A 22,486-nucleotide genomic window follows, 5' to 3' on the forward strand; every position below is an offset into this window, starting at 1 on the left:
CGCTGCTTACCAGATCGTCACGCGCTGGCTCGGCGGCAGGTACATCTTGTCGTCGGGCGTGACGTTGAACGCCTTGTACCACGGGTCGAAGTTGCGCAGCACCTCGTTGACGCGAGCGACGTCGGGCGAGTGAGGGTCGCTTTCCATGATCACCCGCTGCAGCTGCTCGCTCCACTTGTTGCGGTACTTCTGGGCATAGGCGATGAAGAAGCGCTGGTCGCCGGTCAGGCCGTCGATCACCGGCGCTTCCTTTCCGTCCAGCGACAGCTTGTACGCGCGATAGGCGATCGCCAGGCCCGACAGGTCGCCGATGTTCTCGCCCAGCGTCAGCTTGCCGTTGACGCAGGTCTTGCCGCTATCGAATGGGCAATAGGCGCTATATTGCGTGGCCAGCCGGTTACCGAGCGCCTGGAAGTTCGCTTTGTCCTCGGCGGTCCACCAGTCGCGCAGGCGGCCGGTGCTGTCGTAGCGCGCGCCGCTATCGTCGAAGCCGTGGCCGATTTCATGGCCGATGGTCGATCCGATCGCCGCATAATTGACCGCCGGATCGGCCTTCGGGTTGAAGTTCGGCGCCTGCAGATAGGCGGCCGGGAAGACGATCTCGTTGAGCTGCGCAACGTAATAAGCGTTCACCGTCTGCGGAGTCATGAACCACTGGTCGCGGTCGACCGGCTTGGCGAACTTCTGAAGCGCGTCCTGCCGGCCCCAGCGAGCCACGGCGAGACGATTGTCCAGGGCCTTGCCGGGGACGATGGTCAGCGAGTCATAGGTTTCGAACTTGTTCGGATAGCCGATCTTCACCCGCAGCGAATCCAGCTTCTGCCGGGCCGCGGCGCGGGTGGTGTCGCCCATCCACTCGACCTCGGCGATGTTGAGCGCCATCGCCTTGCGCAGGTTGTCGACCAGGTCGATCATCGCTGCCTTGCTGGATGCCGGGAAGTTGCGTTCGACATAGACCTTGCCGACCGCTTCACCGATCGAGCTGTTGACGGTCGACAGCGCGCGTTCCGGACGCGGCTTCATCGCCTTCACGCCGTAAAGATAGGCGGAGTTGAAGGCGAAGCTGGCGTTGTCGATCTCGCTCGGCAGGACGGCCGCGTTCGACGCCAAGAATCGGACCTTGAGCCAGTCCTTCCACACGTCGACCGGAGTCGCCTTGAACAGCGCCAGCTGGGCCGGAAGCCCGCCGCCGATCTTGGCCCGCAGTTCGGGCGGAATCTTCTGCTCATCCAGCTCCTGCGCGCTCGGCGGCATTTGCGGAACGTTGAAACGCTCCACCCCGGTGAAGCCGAAATTGTCGATCATCGCGCCAAGCGGCAGGTCCGGAGCCAGCGCGAGAATTTGCGCGCGGGTCATCAGGTTATTGGTCAGCTCGGGATTGCGCATGACCGCCGGGTCCCATTCGTTGACCGCGATCTGCTTTTCCATCGCATAGAGTCGCTCGGCGCGGGTCTTGCTGTCGGCGACGCCGGCCTTGTCGAGCAGGAACGTCAGATAGTCGATATACTTGGCGCGCATGTCGATATTGCGCTCGTTCTCGACAAGGTAATTGTCGCGAGTCGGGAGGGCGAGGCCGCCCATCGAGAAGGTCGCCAGATAGGCGTCGGGATTATCCGGATCGATGTCGATGCCCGGGCTCAGCGCGGCGGAGAAGCCGGGCTTGACGAACAGGTTGAGGATGTCGGCGTGCGACGCGGCGGCGTCGATCTGCGCGAGATAGGGCTTGGCCGGCTCGATCCCCATCGAATCGATGGTCGGCCGGTCGAGGTAAGACACGTACAGGTCCGAAATCTTCTGTTCGACCGACCCTTGAGCCGGCTTGCTGGTCACCGCTTCCTTGATCACTTCGCGGACCGCGGCTTCGGACACGATCTGCAGGTTCTGGCTGACCCCGTAATAGGGATATTTGGCGGGAATCGGGGTCGCCGCCTTCCACTTGCCATTGACGTAGGCGTCGAAATCGTCGCCCGGATCGACCGACGTATCGATGGTCGACACGTCGAACCCCCAGGCCGGAAAGACCAGCGGCGGCGGCGTGCTGAGATCCGGCGCCGCGGCCGGCGCTTGCGCCGACGCAGCGGACGCGGACGCGAGAATGAAGCAGGCGGCGCCCGCGAGCAGAAGATGACGAACCATTTGAATTGCCCCGTTGATTTGCTTTTGTAACGAAATCAGCAAATCAGAAGTGGAGCGAGGTGCACAGCCTTTCCATGCAAAGAGGCGTCTGTGTTCTGCAAGCTGCGGTCGGCGCCGCCGGTTAGTTGCCCAGGGCCAGCAGAAGGGGCTGTCCGGTGCCGCGCTGTGCTAGCTGCTCGGCGCGGGCGAGACCGGATGCAACGACCTGCGCGCGGCAAGCTCCGGTCACATTTCGGGCCTTGAGGTCTGCTGCCGACGCGTCATCGCACAGGGTGTGCGCAGCGACCGTCAGTCGTTGACGAAGCCGGTCGCGGCCCTCCGGCGAACCGAGGTCGATGTCGGCGGTGCGGACGACGGCTACGCTGGACGACTCCTGCGCGAAGGCTTGTTCGGCCTTGATGGCGACGCCGGTGACGAGCGCCGAGGCGAGGATGATCTTGAGGGTCTGTTTCATGTCGCTGCTCCCAATTCGGGGGTCCGGACGGTCCGGATGCGACGGACCAACTAGGCCCATTTTGCCCCGCGCGGCAGCAACGAGTTCGTGCTATCATTCTGCAAATTCGCAGAACAATGGACAGCGTTTCTGGATTATGAGTAGCGCAATGTTCGACTGGAACGATCTGCGTCATTTCCTCGCCGTCGCGCGCGAGGGCAGCACGCTCGCGGCGGGCCGCACGCTGCGCGTCAGCCAGACCACCGTCGCTCGCCGGATCGCGGCGCTGGAGGCGTCGATCGGCTGCCAGCTGTTCGAGAAGCGGCAGGCCGGGTACGTCCTGACCCCGGCAGGCGAAGACCTGCTGGAGACCGCGGCAACAGTGGAGGCCGGTGCGATCGCCTTCGCCGAGGCCGCCGGCGGGCAGGCCCGCGACGTCTCAGGAGCGGTCAAGATCACTACCGAGGAGATTTTCGCCATCGGCGTGCTCGCCAACCTGCTGCCGGAGCTGCGCCAGCTTCATCCCGACATCCGCATCGAACTCGACACGTCGCAGAAAGTCCGCGACCTGGGCGCGGGTGAAGCCGACATCTCCCTGCGCAGCACGAGCAAGCCTCAGCTGGAGCAGTCGGGCCTGGTCGGACGGCGGCTCGCCGTCGACGATTGGGCGCTGTACTGCAGCCGCGATTATGCCGCCCGCAACGGCGTCCCGGCCAGCATTGCCGAGCTTCGCGACCACCCGATCATCGGCGGTGGCGGCGGCAATCTGGAGATCCAGTATCAGGCATGGCTCAAAGTGCTCGGCCTGGACGACCGGGTGGCGATGCGCCACGCCACGTCGGGCGGCTTGCTGACCGGCGTCCGTTCCGGCTTCGGCATCGCCGTGCTGCCCTGCGTCGTGGCCGACGGCGACCCGGACCTGATCCAGTGCTTCCCGCCGCGCCCGGGCCACGGTCGCGTGCTGTGGCTTTACACGCATGAACGGGTGCGTCACACGCCGCGCGTGCGCACGGTCATCGACTTTCTCTACGACAGAATCAGCGCGCACATCCGGCGGCTTGAGGCCAAGAAGGCCGCCTGATCACTCGACGGTAACGCTCTTGGCCAGGTTGCGCGGCTGGTCGACGTCCGTGCCCTTGAGCACCGCCACATGGTAGGCCAGCAGCTGGACCGGCGCGGCGTAGACGATCGGCGCGATCAACGGGTGTACTTCGGGCATCTCGATCGTCGCCATGCAGCCTTCGCCCGCTTCCGCAATGCCCTTGGCATCGCTGATCAGCACGATCTTGCCGCCGCGGGCGCGCACCTCCTGCATGTTGCTGACAGTCTTTTCGAACAGCGGCCCCGACGGCGCGAGGACGATCACGGGTACGTTGTCGTCGATCAGCGCAATCGGCCCGTGCTTCATCTCGCCGGCGGCATAGCCCTCGGCGTGAATGTAGCTGATTTCCTTGAGCTTCAGCGCGCCTTCCAGCGCCATCGGGAAATAGGGCCCGCGGCCAAGATAGAGCACGTCTCGAGCCGGCGCGATGAGGTGCGCCATCGCCGCGATCTCGTCGTCGTGGCCAAGCGCGGCGTTCAATGCCGCCGGCGCTTCCTGCAAATGGGCGACTATGTCGCGTTCCTCGTCGCGGCCGAATTCCCCGCGCTCGCTCGCCAGATTGGCGGCCAGCGCCGCAAGCACCGCCAGCTGGCAGGTGAACGCCTTGGTCGACGCAACGCCGACTTCGGGCCCGGCGTGGGTCGGCAACACCAGGTCCGCTTCGCGCGCCATTGAGCTGGTCGGAACGTTGACCACTACGGCGATGCGCTGGCCCTGTTCCCGCGCATGGCGCAGTGCAGCGAGCGTGTCGGCGGTCTCGCCCGACTGGCTGACGAACAAGGCCAGACCGCCCGGCTCCAGGATCGGGTCGCGGTAGCGGAATTCGGATGCGACATCGATGTCGACCGGCACCCGCGCGAACTGCTCGATCCAATATTTGGCGACAAGCCCGGCGTAGAAGCTGGTGCCGCAGGCGACGATCGTCAGCCGGTCGACCTTGGACAGGTCGAAGTCGATGTCGGGCAAGGCAACTTCGCCCTCGAACGGGCGGATGTAGCTTTGCAGCGTATCGGCCACCACTACCGGCTGTTCGAAGATCTCCTTCTGCATGTAGTGGCGGTAATTGCCCTTCTCGATCGGGGCGGACGACGCGCCGGATTCGACGATCTCGCGCTCGACCGGGCGGTTCTCGCGGTCGAAGATCTCGATGCTCTCGCGGCGGACGATGGCCCAATCGCCTTCGTCGAGATAGGCAATCCGTTGCGTCCACGGCGCCACCGCGATGGCATCGGAACCAAGGTAATTTTCGCCGTCGCCATAGCCGACCGTCAGCGGCGCACCCATGCGCGCGGCAATGACCAGATCCGGGTCGTCGCGAAACAGGAACGCGATAGCGAAGGCGCCCTGCAGCAGCGGGAGGACGGCCGCGACAGCGTCCTGGGGCGATTTGCCGCTTTCGACCTCACGCGCGACGAGGTGGCCGACGACTTCCGTGTCGGTCTCGCTTTCGATCGTCCGGCCCTGCGCGATCATCTCGTCGCGCAAAGGCTTGAAATTTTCGATGATGCCGTTGTGGACCAGCGCGACCGGGCCGACGATGTGCGGGTGGGCGTTGCCGACCGTTGGCGCACCGTGCGTCGCCCAACGCGTATGAGCGATCCCGATATCGCCGCCAAGCGGATGCGCGGCCAGTTCGCGGGCAAGATTTTCTAGCTTGCCCTCGGCGCGGCGGCGGTCGAACCCGTCGCCGGTGATGGTGCAGATGCCGGCGCTGTCATAGCCGCGATACTCAAGCCGCTTGAGCCCGCCGAACAGGCGTTCGGAGACTCCGGATTTTCCAACGATTCCAACAATTCCGCACATCGCGCTGTCTGATCCCTTGCCGCTTCGAGTGATCCGTTCCGCACTCGTGGACAGGTCACGGCGCCCGGTCTAGCGTCTTATGCGATGCAAGGGGAGGAGGACGAATGCGTTTCCGTCACATTCCGGCTGCCGTCGCGCTCATTCTGGCCGTGCCAGCCGCGGCGCAGCCCGTCAGCGACGATGGCAGGGTCAATTATGCCATCGCCTTTCCCAACCGCGCGCATCATGAAGCCGACATTGCCGCCACCTTCACCCGGCTGCCGCCGGGCCCGCTTCGGATCCAGATGGCGCGGTCCTCGCCCGGTCGCTACGCGATCCATGAATTCGCCAAGAACGTCTATTCGGTCAGCGCTGCCGATGGCGCCGGCCGGCCCCTTCGGATCGTCCGCACCGACCCTTATGGCTGGACGGTCGAGGGGCACGACGGCACCGTCCGCTTTCGCTACACCCTGTTCGCGAACCGGGGCGACGGCACCTATTCCCAAGTGAATTCCGCGCACGCCCATCTCAACATCCCAGCGACATTCGCTTTTGCGCCCGCGCTGGCGAACCGGCCGGTAGCATTATCGATCGCCACGCCCGACCCGGCGTGGAGCGTCGCGACGCAGCTGATTCCGGGCCGCGAAGGCAGCTGGCACGCGCGCGACCTGCAATATTTCATGGACAGCCCGATCGAGATCGCGCCGCTGCGCGAACGTCGCTGGGCCGCGTCGGAGCCGGGGCGCAATTCCGTCATTCGGCTAATGGTGCATAGCGCGGACAGCGATGCGGATCTCGACCGCTATGCGGCGATGGCGGAGCGCATCTATCGTGCGCATGTCGCATTGTGGAACGACATTCCCAATTATGACGGCGGCACCTACACCTTCCTTGCCGATTACCAGCCGTATGCCAGCGGCGACGGCATGGAGCATCGCAATTCCACCTACATCGTCGGCACGCAGTCGCTGGCGGACGGCAAATTCGAACAGATCGACACCTTGTCGCACGAGCTGTTCCATGCGTGGAACGTCGAGCGGCTACGCCCGGCCGAGCTGGAGCCGTTCGACTTCACCCGCGCCAATCCGGCGCCGACTTTGTGGTTCGCGGAGGGCTTTACCAATTACTACGGCCCCTTGCTGATGCGCCGGGCCGGCGTGTCGGGCGTCGACCGGTACCTGAAGGACCTTGGCGAGACGCTGACCTATGTCACCACCTGGCCGGGCCGCCGGTACGGGTCGCCGCGGGAAATGAGCCTGCGCGCGCCGTTCGTCGATGCGGCGACCGCGATCGATCCTGTCAACCGCTCAATCTTCACCTCTTACTATCCCTATGGCGCGACCATCGCGCTCGCGCTCGACCTGACGCTGCGCCAGCGCGGCCAGGCGACGCTCGACGACATGATGCGCCTGCTGTGGAGGTCCCACGGCGCGCCGGAGCGGCCCTATACGATCGACGACCTGCGCCTTGCTCTGGGAACGGCCAGTCGCGACCCAGCATTTGCCGACACCTTTTTCCGCGAATCGATCGACGGCTCCGCTTTGCCCGATTTCGCTCCGTTACTGGCGCAGGCCGGCCTGACGCTTCGCCCCGCCCATCCCGAAAAGCCATATCTGGCTGGTGCCGCCCTGACTGCGGACAAAGGCGCGGTGGTCGTCCGCGACAACCCCGAGCCGGGCAGCCCGCTTTACGTGGCGGAGATCGGCGCCAACGATCGCATCACGGCCGTCGCGGGCAAGCCCATGGCGACGCAGGCGGCGTGGAGCAAAGCGGCCGCGGCCATGAAGCCGGGCCAGCCCGTCGCGATGACGGTTGAATCGCTGGGCAAGACGCGAACAGTGATGGTGACGCCGGCCGCCGATCCCACGCTCGAAATCGTCCGCGACGAAACCATTGGCAAAACTCCGTCGGCGCAGCAGTTGGCGTTCCGCCAGGCGTGGCTGGGCGACGAAGGATCAATGCTGCCGCCGCAGGAAAAACCGGCGACCTAGTCCGGCTTGCCGGTCTTGCTTTCGCGGAAGCGCGCGGCCCAGCCGGCAATCCCCTTCTGCGCGTTGCGCTCGAGCGCGAGGCTGTCCGCATCGACATCGCTGGTGATCACCGATCCGGCGCCGACGATAGCACCGTCGCCGACCGTGACCGGCGCAACCAGTGCGGTGTTGGAGCCAATGAAGGCCCCATCCCCGATGATCGTCCGATACTTGCCGAAGCCGTCGTAATTGCAGGTGATCGTGCCGGCGCCGATGTTGGCGCCCTTCCCCACGATTGCGTCACCGATGTAGGACAGGTGATTGACCTTGGCGCCGTCGGCGACCTGGGCCTTTTTCAGCTCGACGAAATTGCCGACCTTGGTCTTGTCGCCAAGCACCGTGCCGGGGCGGATGCGGGCGAACGGGCCGATCACCGCACGCGCGCCGATCCGTGCCCCTTCGATATGGCTGAACGCCTTGATCGTCGCGCCATCGGCGACCACCACTTCGGGACCGAAGACGACGTGCGGTTCCACGGTGACGTCGCGGCCGAGCCGCGTGTCATACGCGAACCATACGCTTTCCGGGTCGATCAGGGTCGCCCCTTCGTCGAGCACCTGTTCGCGCCGGCGGCGCTGCCATTCGAGCTCGAGGTGCGCGAGTTCGGCACGGCTGTTGACGCCCGCCGTTTCGTACGGGTCGCCGGTGATGACCACGGCGTCGCGTCCTTCGGCCGCGGCGATGTTGACGATATCCGGCAGATAATATTCGCCCGCCGCATTGTCGTTGCCGACCTGTCCAAGCCAGCGGAACAAGTCGGGCGCGCGCACGGCCATCATGCCCGAATTGCACAGGCGCACCGCCCGTTCTTCGGGCGTGGCATCGCGGAATTCGACCATCTTTTCGATGCGGTCGCCCTCGCCCAGGACGATGCGGCCGTAGGCGCCGGGATCGGCCGGCTCCGACGCCAGCACCACCACCCCGGGGGCATCGGCGCCATCCAGCCGCTCAAGCATCCGGGCAAGCGTTGCCGCCTCGACGAACGGCGTGTCGGCATAGAGCACGAGCACCGCGCCGGAATAGCCGTCGAGCACCGCCTGCGCTTGCAGGACGGCGTGGCCGGTGCCCTTCTGCTCGGCCTGGTGCGCGATGGTGACATCGCTTGCCGCCAACGCTGCCTCAACCTGGTCGCGGCCCTTGCCGACGACGACGACGCGGCGTTCCGCGCCCATGCCGTCGAGCGAGTCCAGCAGGTGGAGAAGCATCGGCCGCGACGCGATCGGGTGCAGCACCTTGTGCATATCGGACCGCATGCGCGTGCCCTGCCCGGCGGCAAGGATGACGGCGGAAAAGTTTGGGGTCTTGCTCATCGTGCCTCGCGAGATGGCATGGGCTGACGCCCGGCGCCAGTGCAACGAAAAAGGGCGGCCACGCGGCCGCCCTTTAAGAGAGGAAAGTCAGGTCGTTCTAGAAGGTGCTGTACTGCTCGTTACCGACGAAGCCCATCTTTTCGACACGGGCCTTCTTGGTCACCGCGAGCACCTGGTCGACCAGCTCGTAGCGCGCATTCGGCTCGGGCTGGAGGTGGAGTTCGGGCGTCGGGTCGATCTGCTGCGTCGCATCGAGATAGAGGCGAAGCTGGTCAGGCGACACAGGGGCACCGTTCCACAGAATCTGGTTGTCGGCCGTGATGACGATCTTGTTCTTGGTCGGCAGGACCGGCGGCGGCGGAGCCGTCGAATCCTGCGGAAGATCGAGCTTCACGGCATGAGTCTGCACCGGGATGGTGATGATGAACATGATCAGGAGAACGAGCAGAACGTCGATCAACGGAACGACGTTCATGTCGTTCATCGGTTCACCTTCGCGGTTGTCGCTCTGGGCTTGCATTGCCATCGAAGGTAACTCCTAGTTGGCCCGGTAGCCGGCCTGCGGCGGCGGCTCCGAAATAAAGCCGATCCGCGCGAAGCCCGCACGCTGCATGGCGAAAATCGCGCCGCCAACACATTTCCACGGCGTGGTGACGTCGCCGCGGATGTGCGCTTCGGGCATCGTCTCGTCGGTCAGGTTTTCGGCACCGCCAACCTTGGCGATCTGGTCCTCGAGCTTCTTGACGCCCCGTTCGAGCAGTTCGTCCGAATTGACCTTGGTCAGATTCCAGTAGACCTCGCACCCGCCGGCCCCGTCTCCGCGGACCGAAAGGTTGACGTTTTCCGGCTTGGTCGTGGTCGCTTCGTACCGCACGTTCGGCAGCTTGACCGGCACCGTCTGCAAGATGACCGGCACGGTGACGAGGAAGATGATCAGCATAACCAGCATCGTGTCAGCCAAGGGGATGACGTTGATGTCGGAAATCGCGTCTTCGTCGCCGTCTGCAGGTCCTACGCTCATTGCCATCGGTAATGCGCCTTCATTCTAACTCGGGCTTCGTAATAGGCCGGACCGACAGATGCCGGTCCGGCCATTCGACAGTTACGCGCTCGGCTCGGTGCCGGTCTGCGTCGCACCCGGACGAACCGGCTGACGGCCGCCCGGGTTGCCGGCCGTCGTCGTCGACGCATTGCGCGACGTCGTGGCGGCGGTGGTGGCATTGCGGGTTTCGGACGCGAACACCGGCTTCACGGCGCCGTTCGACATCAGGTAGCCGTGCAGGTCGTTCGTGAAGGCCGCGAGATCTTCCATGATCGACTTGTTGCGGCGGATCAGCCAGTTGTACGCAAGCACGGCGGGAACCGCGACGACCAGACCGAGAGCGGTCATGATCAGCGCTTCACCGACCGGACCGGCGACCGCGTCGATCGACGCCTGGCCGGCCGCACCGATCTTGATGAGCGCGCGGTAGATGCCGATGACGGTACCGAACAGGCCGATGAACGGCGCGGTCGAACCGACGGTCGCGAGGAAGGCGAGGCCTTCGCCAAGACGGTTGCCGATCGCACCCTGGCTGCGGGCCAGGCTGTTGGCCATCCAGTCATGCTGGTCGACCGGGTCGGTCAGCTTGCCGTGCTGGTCCTGCGCGACGAGCGCATCATCGACGATCGCGCGATAGGCGCTCTTGTCGTCAAGCTTCTTCGACGCATCGCGAAGGTTCGGCGAATTCCAGAAGCTCGAACGAACCTTGCGGCCCTGCGAGATGATCTTTTGCTGCTGCATCAGCTTGGTGAACAGAATGTAGAAGGACATGATCGACATGCCGACGAGGATGACGAAAACCGTCCATGCGATCACACCGCCCTGCTGAAGCGCAGGCAAAAGGCCGTAAGGGTTTTCGCCGGGGGCAGCTGCCGCTGCGGCCGTGAGTTGAAGAAATGCCATAACGTCTACTTTCCTCTGCTAATCTTTTCGTATCACTGAAGTTTGAAGGTGATGCGCGGTGTAGTGTAAGAATCCCCGGTCGGATTGCCGTTGCTATCCTTGGCCGGAGTGAACCTCGCCCGCGTAAGAACACGGCAGACGTAACGGTCGAGCCGGCTGTCGCCCGTAGACTGGACGACGCTGCAATTGTCCACACGACCGCTGGTGCCGATGGTCAGCCGGGCAACCGCCGTGCCTTCCGCTTCGGTACCGGCTTCCTGCGAATAATCGACACCGGAAAACAGGTTGCGGACGTCACCGCGAGCCGGAGCAGCGCTCTGAGCCTTGCGCGGCGGCGGCGGCGGTGCCGGCGGAGCCGGCGGCGCGGTCGGTGTGATGACCACCGGCGGCGCTTCGCGAACCTGCTGGATGACCGGCGGCGGCGTCACGTTCGTGCGCACGATCGGCGGCGGCGTGACAACGGGCGGCGGCTGCTGCGGCTGGTCAGGCGGCGGGGGCGGCGGCTCTTCCTCGGGGGGCGGCGGCTCTTCCTCGACGTCGAAGGTTTTGAGGTCCTCCGCAGCCTTCTTGATTACGTTATAGGCGAGACCGGTGACGATCGCGTAGCCGAGCACGAACTGAAGCAGCGCGACGATGATGATCGCGAGCGTTCGGTTACCGCTGAGCTGCTTCTTCTGGGCGTAAGCCATTAACCCAATATTCTCCTCGAGACGCCGTGAACTCCACGGGCGGCCGGGCCTCCCCATTGAGCCCTAGAACCAGATAAGGAACCACACCATGTATCAAAGTTACATGGCACAGAGCGCGTTTCCTTATTGGTGCAAGAAGTGCGGTGCAAGCGGTTTTGTTCCACGGTCAAAATGACGGAGCGTCAGTTGGGCGCGCACCCCGTGAACGAGGCGAATTCGACTCCGACCCCGCGGGCGTCGGCGTAAATGTCCGGTTTAGATGTCGTTATACGCAAATGCCTAACGCCGTGCATGGCGGCGAGCCGGGTGTAAATCGCCTCCGCCAGCGTCTCCTGCAGGTTCCAGCGACGGCTGCCTGAAATCTCCAGTACCTGCTTTCGGACATAGTCGTAATCCCACGCCAGCGAAGGATCGTCGCCGCCCGGCGCGGCGACGTTCTGCAACCAGACTTCGACCGTGATCAGCAACCTCTGCGGCGTGCCAACCTCGAAGTCGTGGAAGCCGATATCCGCCATCACTTCCAGCGCATCGAGCAGGATTTTGGCGCTTCGCGGACGCAGGGCATCGGGCACGAGGCCGTCGAGCTTGGGCGTATCCATCATGCCTCCAGGAATTGGACGTCGCGCTGCGGCGGGGCGAAGCGCTGGCCACCGTCGATGGTCAGCACTTCGCCGGTGACACTGCGCGCAGCAAGCAGGTAATCGAGCGCCGCGAAAATGTCGTCGACCACGACTCCGCGACCAAGCGGATTGGCGGCATGCATCGCGCGGTAATTCTGTTCGCTCTGCCCATTGGACCGGAGCATCAGCGCAGGCGCGATCGCATTGACGCGGATGCCTTTCCCAGCCAGCGCCCGCGCCGCCAGTTCGGTAGCGCCGGCAAGCGCCTGCTTGGATACAGTATAGCTGAGGAAGTCGGGATTTGGCGCCTGCAGCTTGGCGTCGAGGATATTGACCACCAGCGCATCGCCGTCGCCGTGACGAGCCGCCAGCGCCTCGGTCAGCAGCAATGGCGCGCGAACGTTGACGTGCATGTGTGCGTCGAACTCCGCGGCACTGAATTCGCCCAGCGTATCCCATGCAAATCGCGCACCGTTGTTGATGAGCAGCCGGACAGGCGGGAGGCCGTCGCACGCTGCGAAGATTCGCTCCGCGCAATCAGGCGTGCCGAGATCGGCTGGCGCGGCGCGCGCCCCCGCTGGCGCGGAGCTGCCCGGCCGGACGTTGGCGATCACGGTCCAACCCTGACCCGATAGCCGGTGCGCAAGTGCTTCGCCGATGCGCTTCCCGGCACCGGTAACGATCGCGGTTCGGCCTTCATCCATCGCTGCTAGTTGTCATTGCCCGCGAACCAACGCAATCCAGCGCCATGCCGGAAACGCGCCCGCCCATCGATCTCCAAGGCATCAGCCTGGCCGACCTCGGCCGGCTGGTGGCGGAGCGCAAGTTGCCGCCGGTCGACCGCTGGAACCCGACCCACTGCGGGGATTCGGGTATGCGCATCGCCCGTGACGGCACCTGGTTTCACGATGGCCGGCCGATTGAGCGGGTGGCGATGGTGCGTCTCTTTGCCACCATCCTGCGGCGCGAGCCCGACGGCAGCCACGTGCTTGTGACCCCGGTCGAAAAGCTGACCATCGCCGTCGACGGTACGGCCTTCAGGGCGGTGGAGATGACGAGCGAGGGCGAAGGGCGCGACCGCACAATCGGGCTCGCGCTGGATAGCGGCGACGCGCTGATCGTCGGGCCAGACCATCCGCTGACGGTTGTGCCCAGCCCAACCGGGCCGTCACCGCGCGTCGTCGTGCGGCACGGGCTGGAGGCGGAGCTGACGCGTCCGGTCTATTACGAACTGGCCGAGCTCGCGCTCGCAGAAGGCGCGCACCCTCCCGGCATCTGGAGCTGCGGGATTTTCTTCCCGCTTGGGGATGAGCAATGAGCGCTCCACTTGTCGACCGGCTCCGCGCCAGCCTTGCCGTCGCGCCCGAAGCGCCGCCGATCAGCGGCGACCTGGCCGAATTGCCGGCGGCCGGCGCGACCCCCGCCGCAGTGCTGGTCGCCATCACTGACCGCCCTGCTCCCGGATTGATCCTGACTGTTCGCCGAGACGACATGCGCACCCATGCCGGGCAGGTCGCCTTCCCCGGCGGACGCATCGACCCCGGCGAGGAGGCCATCGCCGCGGCGCTGCGCGAAGCCGATGAAGAACTCGGGCTCGATCCGGCCCGCGCGGAGGTGATCGCGGCGGTCGACCCCTACCTGACCGTCACCGGCTTTGCCGTCACGCCCGTGGTTGCCGTGATCCCGCCCGACCTGCCGCTCGCCCCGCACGAACGCGAAGTCGCGGACTGGTTCGAAGCGCCGCTCGCCTTCGTCCTCGACCCGTCCAACCAGCAGCGGCAAAGCGCGGTTTTCGCGGGCCGCGAGCGCCGCTACTGGCAGATCGAATGGGAAGGCCGAAAGATCTGGGGCGCGACGGCGGCGATGCTGGTCAACCTGTCGCGGCGGCTGCGGTGGAGCTGAGGCTTGACCCGAAGCACTGGCGCCGGCGTCGCGGGATGAGCCGGCTGCTGGCCGCGCTTGGCGCCAAGGACGGGCTTACCCGCTACGTTGGCGGAGCGGTTCGCGACGGCCTGCTCGGCCTGCCGGTCAACGATGTCGACCTTGCTACCCGGCTGCTGCCGGACGAGGTGGTCGAGCGGCTTCAGGCCGCGGGGCTGAAGGCGGTGCCGACGGGGATCGAACATGGCACGATCACCGCCGTCAGCGACGGCCATCCGTATGAGATCACCACCCTGCGCCGTGACGTGGAAACGTTCGGCCGCCGGGCGACGGTCGCCTTCACCGACGACTGGAAAGAGGACGCGGCGCGCCGCGATTTCACCATCAATGCGCTGATGGCCGACCCGGTCACGGGCGAGGTGTTCGATTATTTCGATGGCATCGCCGACCTGGAACAGCGGCACCTGCGCTTCATCGGCGATCCGTTCGAGCGCATTGCCGAAGACCATTTGCGAATCCTGCGATTCTTCCGTTTCCACGCCCGTTTCGGCCGCGGCGACCCGGACGGGGCGGCGCTGGCCGCGTGCCGGCAACGGGCCAATGACCTGATGGCCCTGTCGCGCGAGCGCATCGCCGACGAATTGACGAAATTGCTGTCGGTCGACGATCCTGTGCCGACGGTGAAGGTGATGCTGGACGCGGCCATCCTGAAGCCCGTTCTGCCCGAGATCGCGCCGGATGCCTGGCAGGCGCTCAAGGCCTTGATCGAGGCCGAACGCGCCGCCGCTTGCCCCGGCGATCCGCTGCGCCGCCTGTCCGCCCTGCTACCCCGCGATCCGGCGGTTGCCGCCGACATCGCCGCCCGGTTGAAGCTGTCCAACAAGGCCCGCAAGCGATTGGCCTGCGCGGCCTCCTCGGCGATCGCGGACGACCCGCGCGAAACCGCCTATCGCGACGGCAGCGAATGCGCCGTCGACCGGCTGCTGCTCGCGGATCGAAGCGCGGACGCGGCGGCGGTCGCGGCGTGGCCGGTTCCCCGCCTTCCGGTGGGCGGCGGGGCGCTGATCAAGCGCGGTGTGTCCGAAGGTCCGATGGTGTCGCGCACCCTGCGCGCGATCGAGGACCGCTGGATCGCGGCCGGCTATCCGGACGGCGCGGATCTCGATGCTATCGTGACCGACGCCGTCGCGGCCGCGCGTTAACTCCGCTTCAACTCCGCTGCCCCTATTCCCTGATGGTTAATTGCGCGGTGACGATAGTCCGCGCGCTGCTCGACCGGGGGCAAATCAGTGGGGCTTCGCCTTGCGACGATTGCGATAATGGCGTTCGCGACTGCCCTGGCAGCCGCGCCGCCGGCGCACGCCGCGAGCATTACCGCGACGGTCAAGGCCAAGGTCATCAAGCCGCTGTCGCTCAAATCGATCAGCAACTTCGACCTTGGCACCATCATCCTCAGCCAGGGCACTTGGTCCGGAGCGGTCGTGCGGCTGACCCGTACCGGCACCTTCACCTGTCCCGCGCAAGCCACCTGCACCGGTGCGCGCACGGTTGCCGGCTACAACATCTCCGGCAGCAACGGCGAGCGGGCGATCATTCGTGCGCCCAACGTGATCCTGACCAACCAAGCCAATGCGAGCAAAAAACTGACGCTGGTCCCCGACGCCCCGGCCAGCGTCACCTTCACCAACAGCGGGTCCAAGGGGATCGATTTCCCGGTCGGCGGATCGATCACCATCGATTCGACCACGGCGGGGGGCACCTACGTCGGGACGTTCAACGTCACCGCGGAATATCAGTAAGGCCGGTCAGGCCGGCCGGCGGCGCGTCGTGAAATATTCCAGCGCCGCGCCAGGCTCCAGCGGCCGTGCGAAATAATAGCCCTGCCCGCTGGCGCAGCCGAGCGTGGCCAAAGTCGTCGCCAGCTCGACCGTCTCGATCCCCTCGGCGGTCGTCGACATGCCCAGGGCCTCCGCAAGGCCAAGCACCGCGCGAACGATCGCGACGGCGTCGGGATCGGTCATCATCCCGCTGACAAAGCTCTTGTCGATCTTGAGCACGTCGATCGGCAGGCGCTGCAGATAGGCAAGGCTGGAATAACCGGTGCCGAAATCGTCCATCGCCACCGTCGTATCGAGCGCCTTCAACGCTTCGAACACTCGGGTCGCGCGGGCCGGATCCTGGACGATCGAACTTTCGGTCAATTCTAGCGTCAGCCGGTCGCCGGTCAGCCCGCTGGAGCGCAGGGCGTCGGCCACGACTTCGGCGATATTGTCGCGGGCGACCTGGATCGCCGACAGGTTCACGCCAACGTAGCAGGGCAGCACTTCGCCGGCGGCCTCGTCCCAGCCGGCCAAGGTGCGCGCAGCCTTGTCCATGGCCCACCGGCCGAGTTGCAGGATGAGCCCGGATTCTTCGGCCACGGGAATGAATTCTGCGGGAGAAATCTCTCCCCTGTCGGGGTGAGTCCAGCGGGCCAGCGCCTCGAACCCGGACACCCTGCCCGACTTGAGGTCGATCAGCGGCTGGTAGCAAAGCGTCAACTGGTCCTTGTCCAGCGCCCGGCGAAGCTCGGTTTCGATCGAGAAGCGGCGCCGCGCGAGGCTTGCCTCCTTGGGCTCGTAGACTTCCGGCTTGCCCGACTGCTTGGCTTGCTTGACCGCGAACTGGGCGCTGCGGAAGATTTCCTCGGCATCCTGCTCGGCATTCATCAGCGCCAGACCGATCGCGCAATCGACGCGGATGTCGAGCTCGGACAGATGGAACGGCTCCGACATCACATCGCGAATGCGCGCGGCGGCGGTCAGCGCATCCTCGGTCCCGCGCCGAAGCGACACCAATATGCCGAATTCGTTACCGCCGGTGCGGGCCAGCACGTCGCCGCCGCGCAGCGCCGACATCAGCCGCCGGGCGAAGGTGATCAGCAGCTCGTCGCCGGCGATGCTGCCCATGCTCTCGTTGATCCGGCTGAACCGCAGCACGTCTACCACCAGCACCGCATGGTGACGATCGGACGCGGCATCCAGACTTGCCCGCTCGATTTCCTCGGTAAAGGCAAGGCGATTGGGAAGGCCGGTCAGGCTGTCGCGCAGCATTTCCGAGCGCAGCGCGAGTTCCGACTGCACCTCCGCAGTGCGGTCGACGACGCTGACCAGGCAACGGCGTTTGCCCGAGGCGAGCAGCGGGAGCGGCGCAAGTTTCATCTTCAGGAAGCGCTTGCGCGGGCCTTCGCCATCGATGAAGTCGAGCTCGTCGTCGACCTGGTCCGTTGCTTCCAGATAGTTTCGAATGAACGCGCCGCCGGGGCCCTGGGCATGATGCCGAAACATGTCGGCAAAGGCGGCCGCGTTGCCGTGACAGCCGGCCAGTTCGAAGAACTTCACGTTGACGCCGTGAACCCACAACCGGCCATCCTGCAGCGAGAAGATCGCCGCCGCGATCGGCAGCGCGGCCAGCAACTGGTTGTCGATGGCGTCCGCATTGGGCGCGAGCGCAGGCACGGCGCTGGTGCGCGTCCAGGTCGGCTCCCGGCGCTGTTCTGCGGCTCGCATGGACACCGCTATGAACGAGGCAGGTTAATTCAAAGTATCCGGCGACCGCGCAAACATCTGGTTGACCTGCCTCAGGTTCGGCGAGGCAAGTGCCTTAGTTGAAACGATTATTCCGCGGAAAGCCGATCGGTGGCATCCGTCCGGCCGCACCGCGCGCCGCGCGCCAGGGCGTGAGATCGCTTTCGGTGCGCGTCCGCCCGGTCTCTCCACCCAGTCCCCAGCTAAGACCGTCGGCAAGGGAAAAGGCCAGCGCGTCGGACAGTCCGCCGTCGCGATAGCGCTGGAGCAGCACGCCCTGCCCGCGCGACATTTCCGGCAGGTCGGACAAGGCGAAGACCAGCAGCTTGCGGTTTTCGCCGACGACCGCGACCGCATCGGCATCGGCCGGCACGGGCCGTACCACCGCCAGTTTCGCGCCGGGCTTCAAGTTGACCAGCTGCTTGCCCTTGCGCGTCTCGGCCAGCGTGGCCTCGCCCGAAGCAAGGAAGCCGCGCCCCTCCGACGATGCCAGCAACAATTTCTTGCCAGGGGCCGACACCAGCAGGTTGACGATCTCCACGTCGGGCTCGAGGTCGATTTGCAGGCGCACCGGCTCGCCGAATCCGCGCCCGCCGGGCAGCTTGTCGCCGGCCAGCGTGTAGACCCGACCGTTATCGGCAAACAGCGCCAGCTTGTCCGTCGTCTGCGCGTGGAAATGCTTGTACGGACCGTCGCCTTCGCGCCATTTCAGCGCGTCGATCTCGTCCAGCGCGACATGTCCCTTCATCGCCCGGATCCAGCCGCGCTGCGACAGGATGACGGTGATCGGCTCCTTCTCGATCATCGCCGACCAGTCGATGTCGCCCCGCGCGCTGACCGCTTCGGGACGAAGCCCGGTGCGGCGCTCGTCGCCGAACTTGTCCTTCATCGCGGCAAGGTCGCGCTTGAGCCGCGTCTTCTGCCGCTCGCGGCTGCCAACCAGCTTGTCGAGCTCGGCCCGCTCCTTCTGCAGCGCGTCGCGCTCCTTCTGCAGCTCCATCTCCTCCAGCTTGCGCAACGACCGCAGCCGCATGTTGAGGATGGCTTCGGCCTGCCGGTCGGTCAGCGCGAACTCGGCGATCATGATCGGCTTGGGCTCATCCTGCGTACGGATGATCTCGATCACCCGGTCGAGGTTAAGGAAGGCGATCAGAAAGCCTTCGACCAGTTCCAGTCGGTCGTCGATCTTGCCGATCCGGTGCAGCGAGCGATTGACCAGCACGGTGAATTGGAACTCGAGCCAAGCGAGCAGCGCCTCCTTGAGGCTCATCACCCCGGGCGTGCGCTCCTTGTCGAGCACGTTGAGATTGAGCGGAAAGCGGGTTTCCAGCTCGGTCAGCCGGTACAGGCTTTCCTCCAGCAGGCCGGCGTCCACGGTGCGGCTGCGCGGTTCGAGGATCACGCGCAGGTCTTCCGCGCTCTCGTCGCGGACGTCGGCCAGGATCGGCAGCTTCTTGTCGGCGATCAGGGCAGCGATCTGCTCGATCAGCTTGCCCTTCTGCACACCGTACGGGATCTCGGTGACCAGCAGGTGCCAGGCGCCGCCCTTTTCAACCACCTTTTCGATCCGCGCGCGCAACCGGAAGGAGCCGCGGCCGCTGACATAGGCGCGCTCGATCGTTTCCGCGTCGTCGACCAGGATCCCGCCGGTCGGGAAGTCGGGACCGCGCACCATTTGCAGGATGTCGCGATCGTCCAGCCGGCTGTTGTCGATCAGCGCCATGGCCGCGTCGGCCAGTTCGCCGACGTTGTGCGGCGGTATCGATGTCGCCATGCCGACGGCAATGCCGCTGGCGCCGTTGGCGAGCAGGTTGGGGAACAGGCCGGGGAAGACTTCCGGCTCTTCTTCCTCGCCATTGTAGGTGGCGCGAAAATCGACCGTTCCTTCGTCGAGCCCGGCCATCAGCGCCATGGCGACGTCAGTCAGCCGCGCCTCGGTGTAGCGGTAGGCGGCGGCGTTATCCCCGTCGATGTTGCCGAAATTGCCCTGCCCGTCGACCAGCGGATAGCGAAGCGCGAAATCCTGCGCGAGACGGACCATCGCGTCGTACACCGACTGATCGCCGTGCGGGTGATATTTGCCGATGACGTCGCCGACCACACGGGCGCTTTTCTTGTAGGCGCCGGCGGGATCGAGCCGAAGCAGCCGCATCGCCCACAGCAGCCGCCGGTGCACCGGCTTCAACCCGTCGCGGACGTCGGGCAGCGAACGGGCGGTGATCGTCGACAGCGCATAGACAAGGTAGCGCTCGGACAGCGCCGCATCGAACGGGGTCTCGATAATGGAATCGGTAGGGTGGTCGGCCATGGCCGCTCGCTAGCAAGCCCGGCGAGCGCTCGCCACTGCTTCCATGCCCCGCGGCGCACCGGGGCGTCGCGACCCCTGATCCCTAATCATCGGCTTTTGATCTGAAGGTTGCCGATAACGCCCGTCCGCTATCAGGAACTTGCGCGTGTCGGTGCCGGATGGCTGGATGCCCCGTGAGGATTCGAACCTCAATTGACGGAGTCAGAGTCCGTAGTCTTACCATTAGACGACGGGGCAGCGCCGCTGTCGGCGAGGGCGCGAAATAGGGATTCGGCCACTATCGGTCAACCGGCGCGATGGTGACCCCGGAAAGTCCAAAAATTCGCGCATTCTTGCGCTTTTGTCACAATCCGGCTTACAGTCGTGGCAAGTCAGCCGCCGGTATCGTCCGACGGTGCAGCTACAAGAACGGGCGTTTTTTTGATGGCGCAGAATGTCGCCAGCGCGCCGGGCCCGCAAATGCGGCAAGGCCCGGCTTTCCAGAGCCCGCCCGATGGGCGGCACCTCCACTCGCCCGGGCATCGCCACACCTATGGCGCGCTCGACCTTGGCACCAACAATTGCCGGCTGCTGATTGCCCGTCCCAACGACGGCAGCTTCACCGTCATCGACGCTTTTTCGCGCATCGTTCGGCTTGGAGACGGCCTGTCGCAGACCGGCCGCCTGTCCGACGACGCGATGGACCGCGCGGTGGGCGCGCTGAGCATCTGCGCCGACAAGCTGCGCCGCCGCAACGTCTCGCTTGCCCGGTCGGTCGCGACCGAGGCCTGCCGCCGCGCCGCCAACGGCAGGAAATTCATCGAGCGAGTGCGCGACGAGACCGGCATCGTGCTGGAAATCATTGAGCCCGGCGAAGAAGCGCGGTTGGCCATGCTCGGCTGCCACAAGCTGCTGGAGCCGGGCGACGGACCGGCGCTGATCTTCGACATCGGCGGCGGATCGACCGAGCTGGTGCTGATCGACCAGGTCGACGGCACGCCCAAGATCCGCAGCTGGTGGAGCGCCCCGTGGGGCGTCGTCTCGCTGACCGAAAGCGAAGGACGCGAAGCGTTGGAAGGCGAGGATCGCGTGCGCGCCTACCGCCGCATGCGCGAGCGTGTGCGCCGGTCATTCGACCAATTCGAAGCCATGCTGCCCGGCGACCGCGACGGCATCCGTCTGCTCGGCACCAGCGGCACGGTCACCACCTTGGCCAGCGTCCATCTTGCCCTGCCCAGTTACGACCGGCGCGCGGTCGACGGCCTTCACGTGCCGATCGACGCCATGCGGTCGGTCAGCACGATGATCGCTGAAATGACCTTTTCCGAACGCGCCGCCTTGCCCTGCATCGGCGCCGACCGTGCCGACCTGGTCGTCGCCGGCTGCGCGATCCTGGAAGCGATCATCGAAATCTGGCCGGCGACCAAGCTGGGCGTTGCCGACCGCGGAATCCGCGAGGGCATCTTGCGCTCGCTGATGGCCAAAGACGGATATTTGCTGTGACCGGCCCCCGCGGCCCGCGGCAGCGGGTGCGGACCGCGCGCAACCGCACCGCTTCCTCCACCCGCTGGCTGCAGCGCCAGCTCAACGACCCGTACGTGCGCAAGGCCAAGGCGGAAAACTACCGCAGCCGCGCGGCATACAAGCTGCTGGAGTTGGACGACCGCTTCGGCCTGCTTAAGGGCGCGACGGCAATCGTCGACCTGGGCATTGCGCCGGGCGGATGGAGCCAGGTGGTCCGCCGCCGCGTGCCGAAGGCCAACGTGGTCGGCATCGACCTGTTGCCGACCGACCCGATCGACGGCGTCGAGATCCTGCAAATGGATTTCATGGACGACAGCGCGCCCGAAAAGCTGAAGGCGGCGCTGGGCGGACCCGCCGACCTTGTCCTGTCCGACATGGCCGCCAACACCGTCGGCCATCCGCAGACCGATCATCTGCGCACCATGGGACTGGTCGAGGCGGGATTGATGTTCGCCGCCGAAATCCTGCGGCCGGGCGGCGCCTTCGTTGCCAAGGTCCTGGCCGGCGGTGCGGACAACGACCTGGTCGCGGATCTCAAGCGGCAATTCACCACCGTCAAGCACGCCAAGCCGCCCGCCAGCCGCAAGGACTCGTCCGAATGGTATGTGGTGGCGCAGGGCTTCAAAGGCGGCCCGCCGCCCGCGTGAGTATCGCCCCGCCGCCATAGCGGTTAGGCTGGCGGCGACGAATCGCGAGGGGGTGCGATGTTGGCGAACATTTATGCGATGCTGATTTCGGTGACGCTGATCGTCGGCACCGTTTTTATCCATTACGAAGTGCTGACCACCCGCTGGCCGGTGGAGAAGCAATTCACCAGCGTCCGGCGTGGCATGATCCGGCTGCTTGCCGCGATCTTCTTCGCGCATGTCGCGGAAATCGTGCTCTACGGCGCCGCCTATTTCCTGATGCACGGCCATTTCGGCCTCGGCACGCTGACCGGGGCGATGGACGGCACCGTCATGGACTACATGTATTTCTCGGCCGTCAGCTACACCACGCTGGGCTTCGGCGACGTCATCCCGGCGGGGCCGATCCGGATCGTCTGCGCGATCGAATCGCTCAACGGGCTGGTGCTGATCGGCTGGTCGACGTCCTACACGTATCTCGCCATGCAGCGCTTTTCCCGGGCGGCTCGGCGGCTGCACGCCGACCTGCATCCCGATGCCGGAGTCTCGTGAGGC

Annotated in this window: 21 protein-coding genes and 1 tRNA gene; 9 read left to right on the forward strand and 13 right to left on the reverse strand. The window is 65.6% G+C overall.

Translation table 11 applies throughout. From position 1 onward, the window contains the following. Positions 1-6: 6 nt before the first annotated feature. Positions 7-2,136 carry a M13 family metallopeptidase gene (locus H8M03_RS04830; RefSeq protein ID WP_187480607.1) on the reverse strand — a complete coding sequence of 710 codons (2,130 nt, stop codon included), beginning with the start codon at positions 2,134-2,136 and terminating at the stop codon, positions 7-9. Between the two features lie 121 nt (positions 2,137-2,257). After that, the gene (locus H8M03_RS04835; RefSeq protein ID WP_187480608.1) at positions 2,258-2,590 is read right to left on the reverse strand and encodes a UrcA family protein; all 333 of its coding nucleotides are present in this window, start codon (positions 2,588-2,590) and stop codon (positions 2,258-2,260) included. 148 nt (positions 2,591-2,738) lie between these two features. Between H8M03_RS04835 and H8M03_RS04840 the strand changes: the two genes are divergently transcribed. Then, the gene (locus tag H8M03_RS04840; protein ID WP_187480609.1) at positions 2,739-3,650 is read left to right on the forward strand and encodes a LysR family transcriptional regulator; all 912 of its coding nucleotides are present in this window, start codon (positions 2,739-2,741) and stop codon (positions 3,648-3,650) included. On the opposite strand, the gene glmS is transcribed toward H8M03_RS04840, so the two are convergent. Then, positions 3,651-5,474, reverse strand: a complete 1,824-nt coding sequence (gene glmS, locus H8M03_RS04845; RefSeq protein ID WP_187480610.1) for a glutamine--fructose-6-phosphate transaminase (isomerizing) — start codon at positions 5,472-5,474, stop codon at positions 3,651-3,653. It abuts the gene before it with no gap. Between the two features lie 104 nt (positions 5,475-5,578). Between glmS and H8M03_RS04850 the strand changes: the two genes are divergently transcribed. Next, a complete protein-coding gene (locus H8M03_RS04850) occupies positions 5,579-7,444 on the forward strand; it encodes a M61 family metallopeptidase (RefSeq protein ID WP_187480611.1) in 1,866 nt (621 codons plus the stop codon). On the opposite strand, the gene glmU is transcribed toward H8M03_RS04850, so the two are convergent. The 7 genes from glmU to H8M03_RS04885 all read right to left on the reverse strand — a co-directional run bounded on the left by glmU (position 7,441) and on the right by H8M03_RS04885 (position 12,751). Beyond that, positions 7,441-8,793, reverse strand: coding sequence for a bifunctional UDP-N-acetylglucosamine diphosphorylase/glucosamine-1-phosphate N-acetyltransferase GlmU (glmU, locus tag H8M03_RS04855; RefSeq protein ID WP_187480612.1), 1,353 nt, complete (start codon positions 8,791-8,793; stop codon positions 7,441-7,443). The two genes, H8M03_RS04850 and glmU, sit on opposite strands and share 4 nt — an antisense overlap. A 97-nt stretch (positions 8,794-8,890) precedes the next feature. Continuing rightward, the gene (locus H8M03_RS04860; protein WP_187480613.1) at positions 8,891-9,319 is read right to left on the reverse strand and encodes an ExbD/TolR family protein; all 429 of its coding nucleotides are present in this window, start codon (positions 9,317-9,319) and stop codon (positions 8,891-8,893) included. A 12-nt stretch (positions 9,320-9,331) separates the two neighbouring features. Then, the gene (locus tag H8M03_RS04865; protein WP_187480614.1) at positions 9,332-9,820 is read right to left on the reverse strand and encodes an ExbD/TolR family protein; all 489 of its coding nucleotides are present in this window, start codon (positions 9,818-9,820) and stop codon (positions 9,332-9,334) included. Positions 9,821-9,895: 75 nt separating this feature from the next. Further along, complete coding sequence (locus H8M03_RS04870; protein WP_187480615.1) at positions 9,896-10,738, reverse strand: MotA/TolQ/ExbB proton channel family protein; 843 nt, start codon at positions 10,736-10,738, stop codon at positions 9,896-9,898. Positions 10,739-10,770: 32 nt separating this feature from the next. Next, positions 10,771-11,427: an energy transducer TonB gene (locus H8M03_RS04875; protein WP_187480616.1), complete on the reverse strand. Its 657-nt coding sequence runs from the start codon at positions 11,425-11,427 to the stop codon at positions 10,771-10,773. Positions 11,428-11,609: 182 nt separating this feature from the next. Further along, on the reverse strand, positions 11,610-12,029 hold the full coding sequence (locus tag H8M03_RS04880; protein ID WP_246449106.1) for a dihydroneopterin aldolase: 420 nt from the start codon (positions 12,027-12,029) through the stop codon (positions 11,610-11,612). Continuing rightward, positions 12,026-12,751, reverse strand: a complete 726-nt coding sequence (locus tag H8M03_RS04885) for an SDR family oxidoreductase (protein ID WP_187480617.1) — start codon at positions 12,749-12,751, stop codon at positions 12,026-12,028. Before H8M03_RS04885 ends, H8M03_RS04880 begins: the two co-directional genes overlap by 4 nt. Positions 12,752-12,795: 44 nt before the next feature. Here H8M03_RS04885 and H8M03_RS04890 point away from each other — a divergent pair, with 44 nt between their 5' ends. The 4 genes from H8M03_RS04890 (at position 12,796) to H8M03_RS04905 (ending at position 15,727) form a co-directional block, all read left to right on the forward strand. Beyond that, the gene (locus H8M03_RS04890) at positions 12,796-13,365 is read left to right on the forward strand and encodes a DUF1285 domain-containing protein (RefSeq protein ID WP_187480618.1); all 570 of its coding nucleotides are present in this window, start codon (positions 12,796-12,798) and stop codon (positions 13,363-13,365) included. Further along, positions 13,362-13,949 (forward strand): CoA pyrophosphatase, encoded by a 588-nt coding sequence (locus tag H8M03_RS04895; RefSeq protein ID WP_187480619.1) that lies wholly within the window; start codon positions 13,362-13,364, stop codon positions 13,947-13,949. Before H8M03_RS04890 ends, H8M03_RS04895 begins: the two co-directional genes overlap by 4 nt. A 35-nt stretch (positions 13,950-13,984) precedes the next feature. Beyond that, a complete protein-coding gene (locus H8M03_RS04900) occupies positions 13,985-15,130 on the forward strand; it encodes a CCA tRNA nucleotidyltransferase (RefSeq protein ID WP_246449108.1) in 1,146 nt (381 codons plus the stop codon). Positions 15,131-15,247: 117 nt separating this feature from the next. Beyond that, positions 15,248-15,727: a DUF4402 domain-containing protein gene (locus H8M03_RS04905; RefSeq protein ID WP_187480621.1), complete on the forward strand. Its 480-nt coding sequence runs from the start codon at positions 15,248-15,250 to the stop codon at positions 15,725-15,727. Between the two features lie 6 nt (positions 15,728-15,733). Here H8M03_RS04905 and H8M03_RS04910 read toward each other — a convergent pair whose 3' ends face one another. The 3 genes from H8M03_RS04910 to H8M03_RS04920 form a co-directional block, all read right to left on the reverse strand. Then, a complete protein-coding gene (locus tag H8M03_RS04910) occupies positions 15,734-17,476 on the reverse strand; it encodes a putative bifunctional diguanylate cyclase/phosphodiesterase (protein ID WP_187480953.1) in 1,743 nt (580 codons plus the stop codon). A 94-nt stretch (positions 17,477-17,570) separates the two neighbouring features. Further along, positions 17,571-19,802 carry a DNA topoisomerase IV subunit A gene (gene parC / locus H8M03_RS04915; protein ID WP_187480622.1) on the reverse strand — a complete coding sequence of 744 codons (2,232 nt, stop codon included), beginning with the start codon at positions 19,800-19,802 and terminating at the stop codon, positions 17,571-17,573. Positions 19,803-19,965: 163 nt separating this feature from the next. Continuing rightward, a tRNA-Gln gene (locus H8M03_RS04920) sits at positions 19,966-20,039 on the reverse strand. 222 nt (positions 20,040-20,261) lie between these two features. On the opposite strand from H8M03_RS04920, the gene H8M03_RS04925 reads away from it, so the two are divergent. From H8M03_RS04925 to H8M03_RS04935, 3 genes are read left to right on the forward strand one after another with little or no spacing between them, the layout of a single operon-like run. Next, positions 20,262-21,284, forward strand: a complete 1,023-nt coding sequence (locus H8M03_RS04925) for a Ppx/GppA phosphatase family protein (protein WP_246449110.1) — start codon at positions 20,262-20,264, stop codon at positions 21,282-21,284. Then, the gene (locus H8M03_RS04930) at positions 21,281-21,952 is read left to right on the forward strand and encodes an RlmE family RNA methyltransferase (protein WP_187480624.1); all 672 of its coding nucleotides are present in this window, start codon (positions 21,281-21,283) and stop codon (positions 21,950-21,952) included. The genes H8M03_RS04925 and H8M03_RS04930 overlap by 4 nt, the downstream gene beginning before the upstream one ends. 57 nt (positions 21,953-22,009) lie before the next feature. Then, positions 22,010-22,483, forward strand: a complete 474-nt coding sequence (locus H8M03_RS04935; protein WP_187480625.1) for a potassium channel family protein — start codon at positions 22,010-22,012, stop codon at positions 22,481-22,483. The last annotated feature ends 3 nt before the right edge of the window (positions 22,484-22,486 follow it).

Source organism: Sphingomonas sabuli, from assembly GCF_014352855.1.
GTDB lineage: Bacteria > Pseudomonadota > Alphaproteobacteria > Sphingomonadales > Sphingomonadaceae > Sphingomicrobium > Sphingomicrobium sabuli.

Bases quoted from the DNA above. Each gene is read 5' to 3' on its own strand.
- H8M03_RS04860 (WP_187480613.1), bottom strand. From the start codon at position 9,319: ATGGCAATGCAAGCCCAGAGCGACAACCGCGAAGGTGAACCGATGAAC.
- H8M03_RS04900 (WP_246449108.1), top strand. From the start codon at position 13,985: ATGAGCCGGCTGCTGGCCGCGCTTGGCGCCAAGGACGGGCTTACCCGC.
- H8M03_RS04885 (WP_187480617.1), bottom strand. From the start codon at position 12,751: ATGGATGAAGGCCGAACCGCGATCGTTACCGGTGCCGGGAAGCGCATC.
- parC (WP_187480622.1), bottom strand. From the start codon at position 19,802: ATGGCCGACCACCCTACCGATTCCATTATCGAGACCCCGTTCGATGCG.
- H8M03_RS04850 (WP_187480611.1), top strand. From the start codon at position 5,579: ATGCGTTTCCGTCACATTCCGGCTGCCGTCGCGCTCATTCTGGCCGTG.
- H8M03_RS04935 (WP_187480625.1), top strand. From the start codon at position 22,010: ATGTTGGCGAACATTTATGCGATGCTGATTTCGGTGACGCTGATCGTC.
- glmS (WP_187480610.1), bottom strand. From the start codon at position 5,474: ATGTGCGGAATTGTTGGAATCGTTGGAAAATCCGGAGTCTCCGAACGC.
- H8M03_RS04840 (WP_187480609.1), top strand. From the start codon at position 2,739: ATGTTCGACTGGAACGATCTGCGTCATTTCCTCGCCGTCGCGCGCGAG.
- H8M03_RS04925 (WP_246449110.1), top strand. From the start codon at position 20,262: ATGCGGCAAGGCCCGGCTTTCCAGAGCCCGCCCGATGGGCGGCACCTC.
- H8M03_RS04895 (WP_187480619.1), top strand. From the start codon at position 13,362: ATGAGCGCTCCACTTGTCGACCGGCTCCGCGCCAGCCTTGCCGTCGCG.
- glmU (WP_187480612.1), bottom strand. From the start codon at position 8,793: ATGAGCAAGACCCCAAACTTTTCCGCCGTCATCCTTGCCGCCGGGCAG.
- H8M03_RS04875 (WP_187480616.1), bottom strand. From the start codon at position 11,427: ATGGCTTACGCCCAGAAGAAGCAGCTCAGCGGTAACCGAACGCTCGCG.
- H8M03_RS04835 (WP_187480608.1), bottom strand. From the start codon at position 2,590: ATGAAACAGACCCTCAAGATCATCCTCGCCTCGGCGCTCGTCACCGGC.
- H8M03_RS04870 (WP_187480615.1), bottom strand. From the start codon at position 10,738: ATGGCATTTCTTCAACTCACGGCCGCAGCGGCAGCTGCCCCCGGCGAA.
- H8M03_RS04890 (WP_187480618.1), top strand. From the start codon at position 12,796: ATGCCGGAAACGCGCCCGCCCATCGATCTCCAAGGCATCAGCCTGGCC.
- H8M03_RS04905 (WP_187480621.1), top strand. From the start codon at position 15,248: ATGGCGTTCGCGACTGCCCTGGCAGCCGCGCCGCCGGCGCACGCCGCG.
- H8M03_RS04910 (WP_187480953.1), bottom strand. From the start codon at position 17,476: ATGCGAGCCGCAGAACAGCGCCGGGAGCCGACCTGGACGCGCACCAGC.
- H8M03_RS04865 (WP_187480614.1), bottom strand. From the start codon at position 9,820: ATGGCAATGAGCGTAGGACCTGCAGACGGCGACGAAGACGCGATTTCC.
- H8M03_RS04830 (WP_187480607.1), bottom strand. From the start codon at position 2,136: ATGGTTCGTCATCTTCTGCTCGCGGGCGCCGCCTGCTTCATTCTCGCG.
- H8M03_RS04880 (WP_246449106.1), bottom strand. From the start codon at position 12,029: ATGATGGATACGCCCAAGCTCGACGGCCTCGTGCCCGATGCCCTGCGT.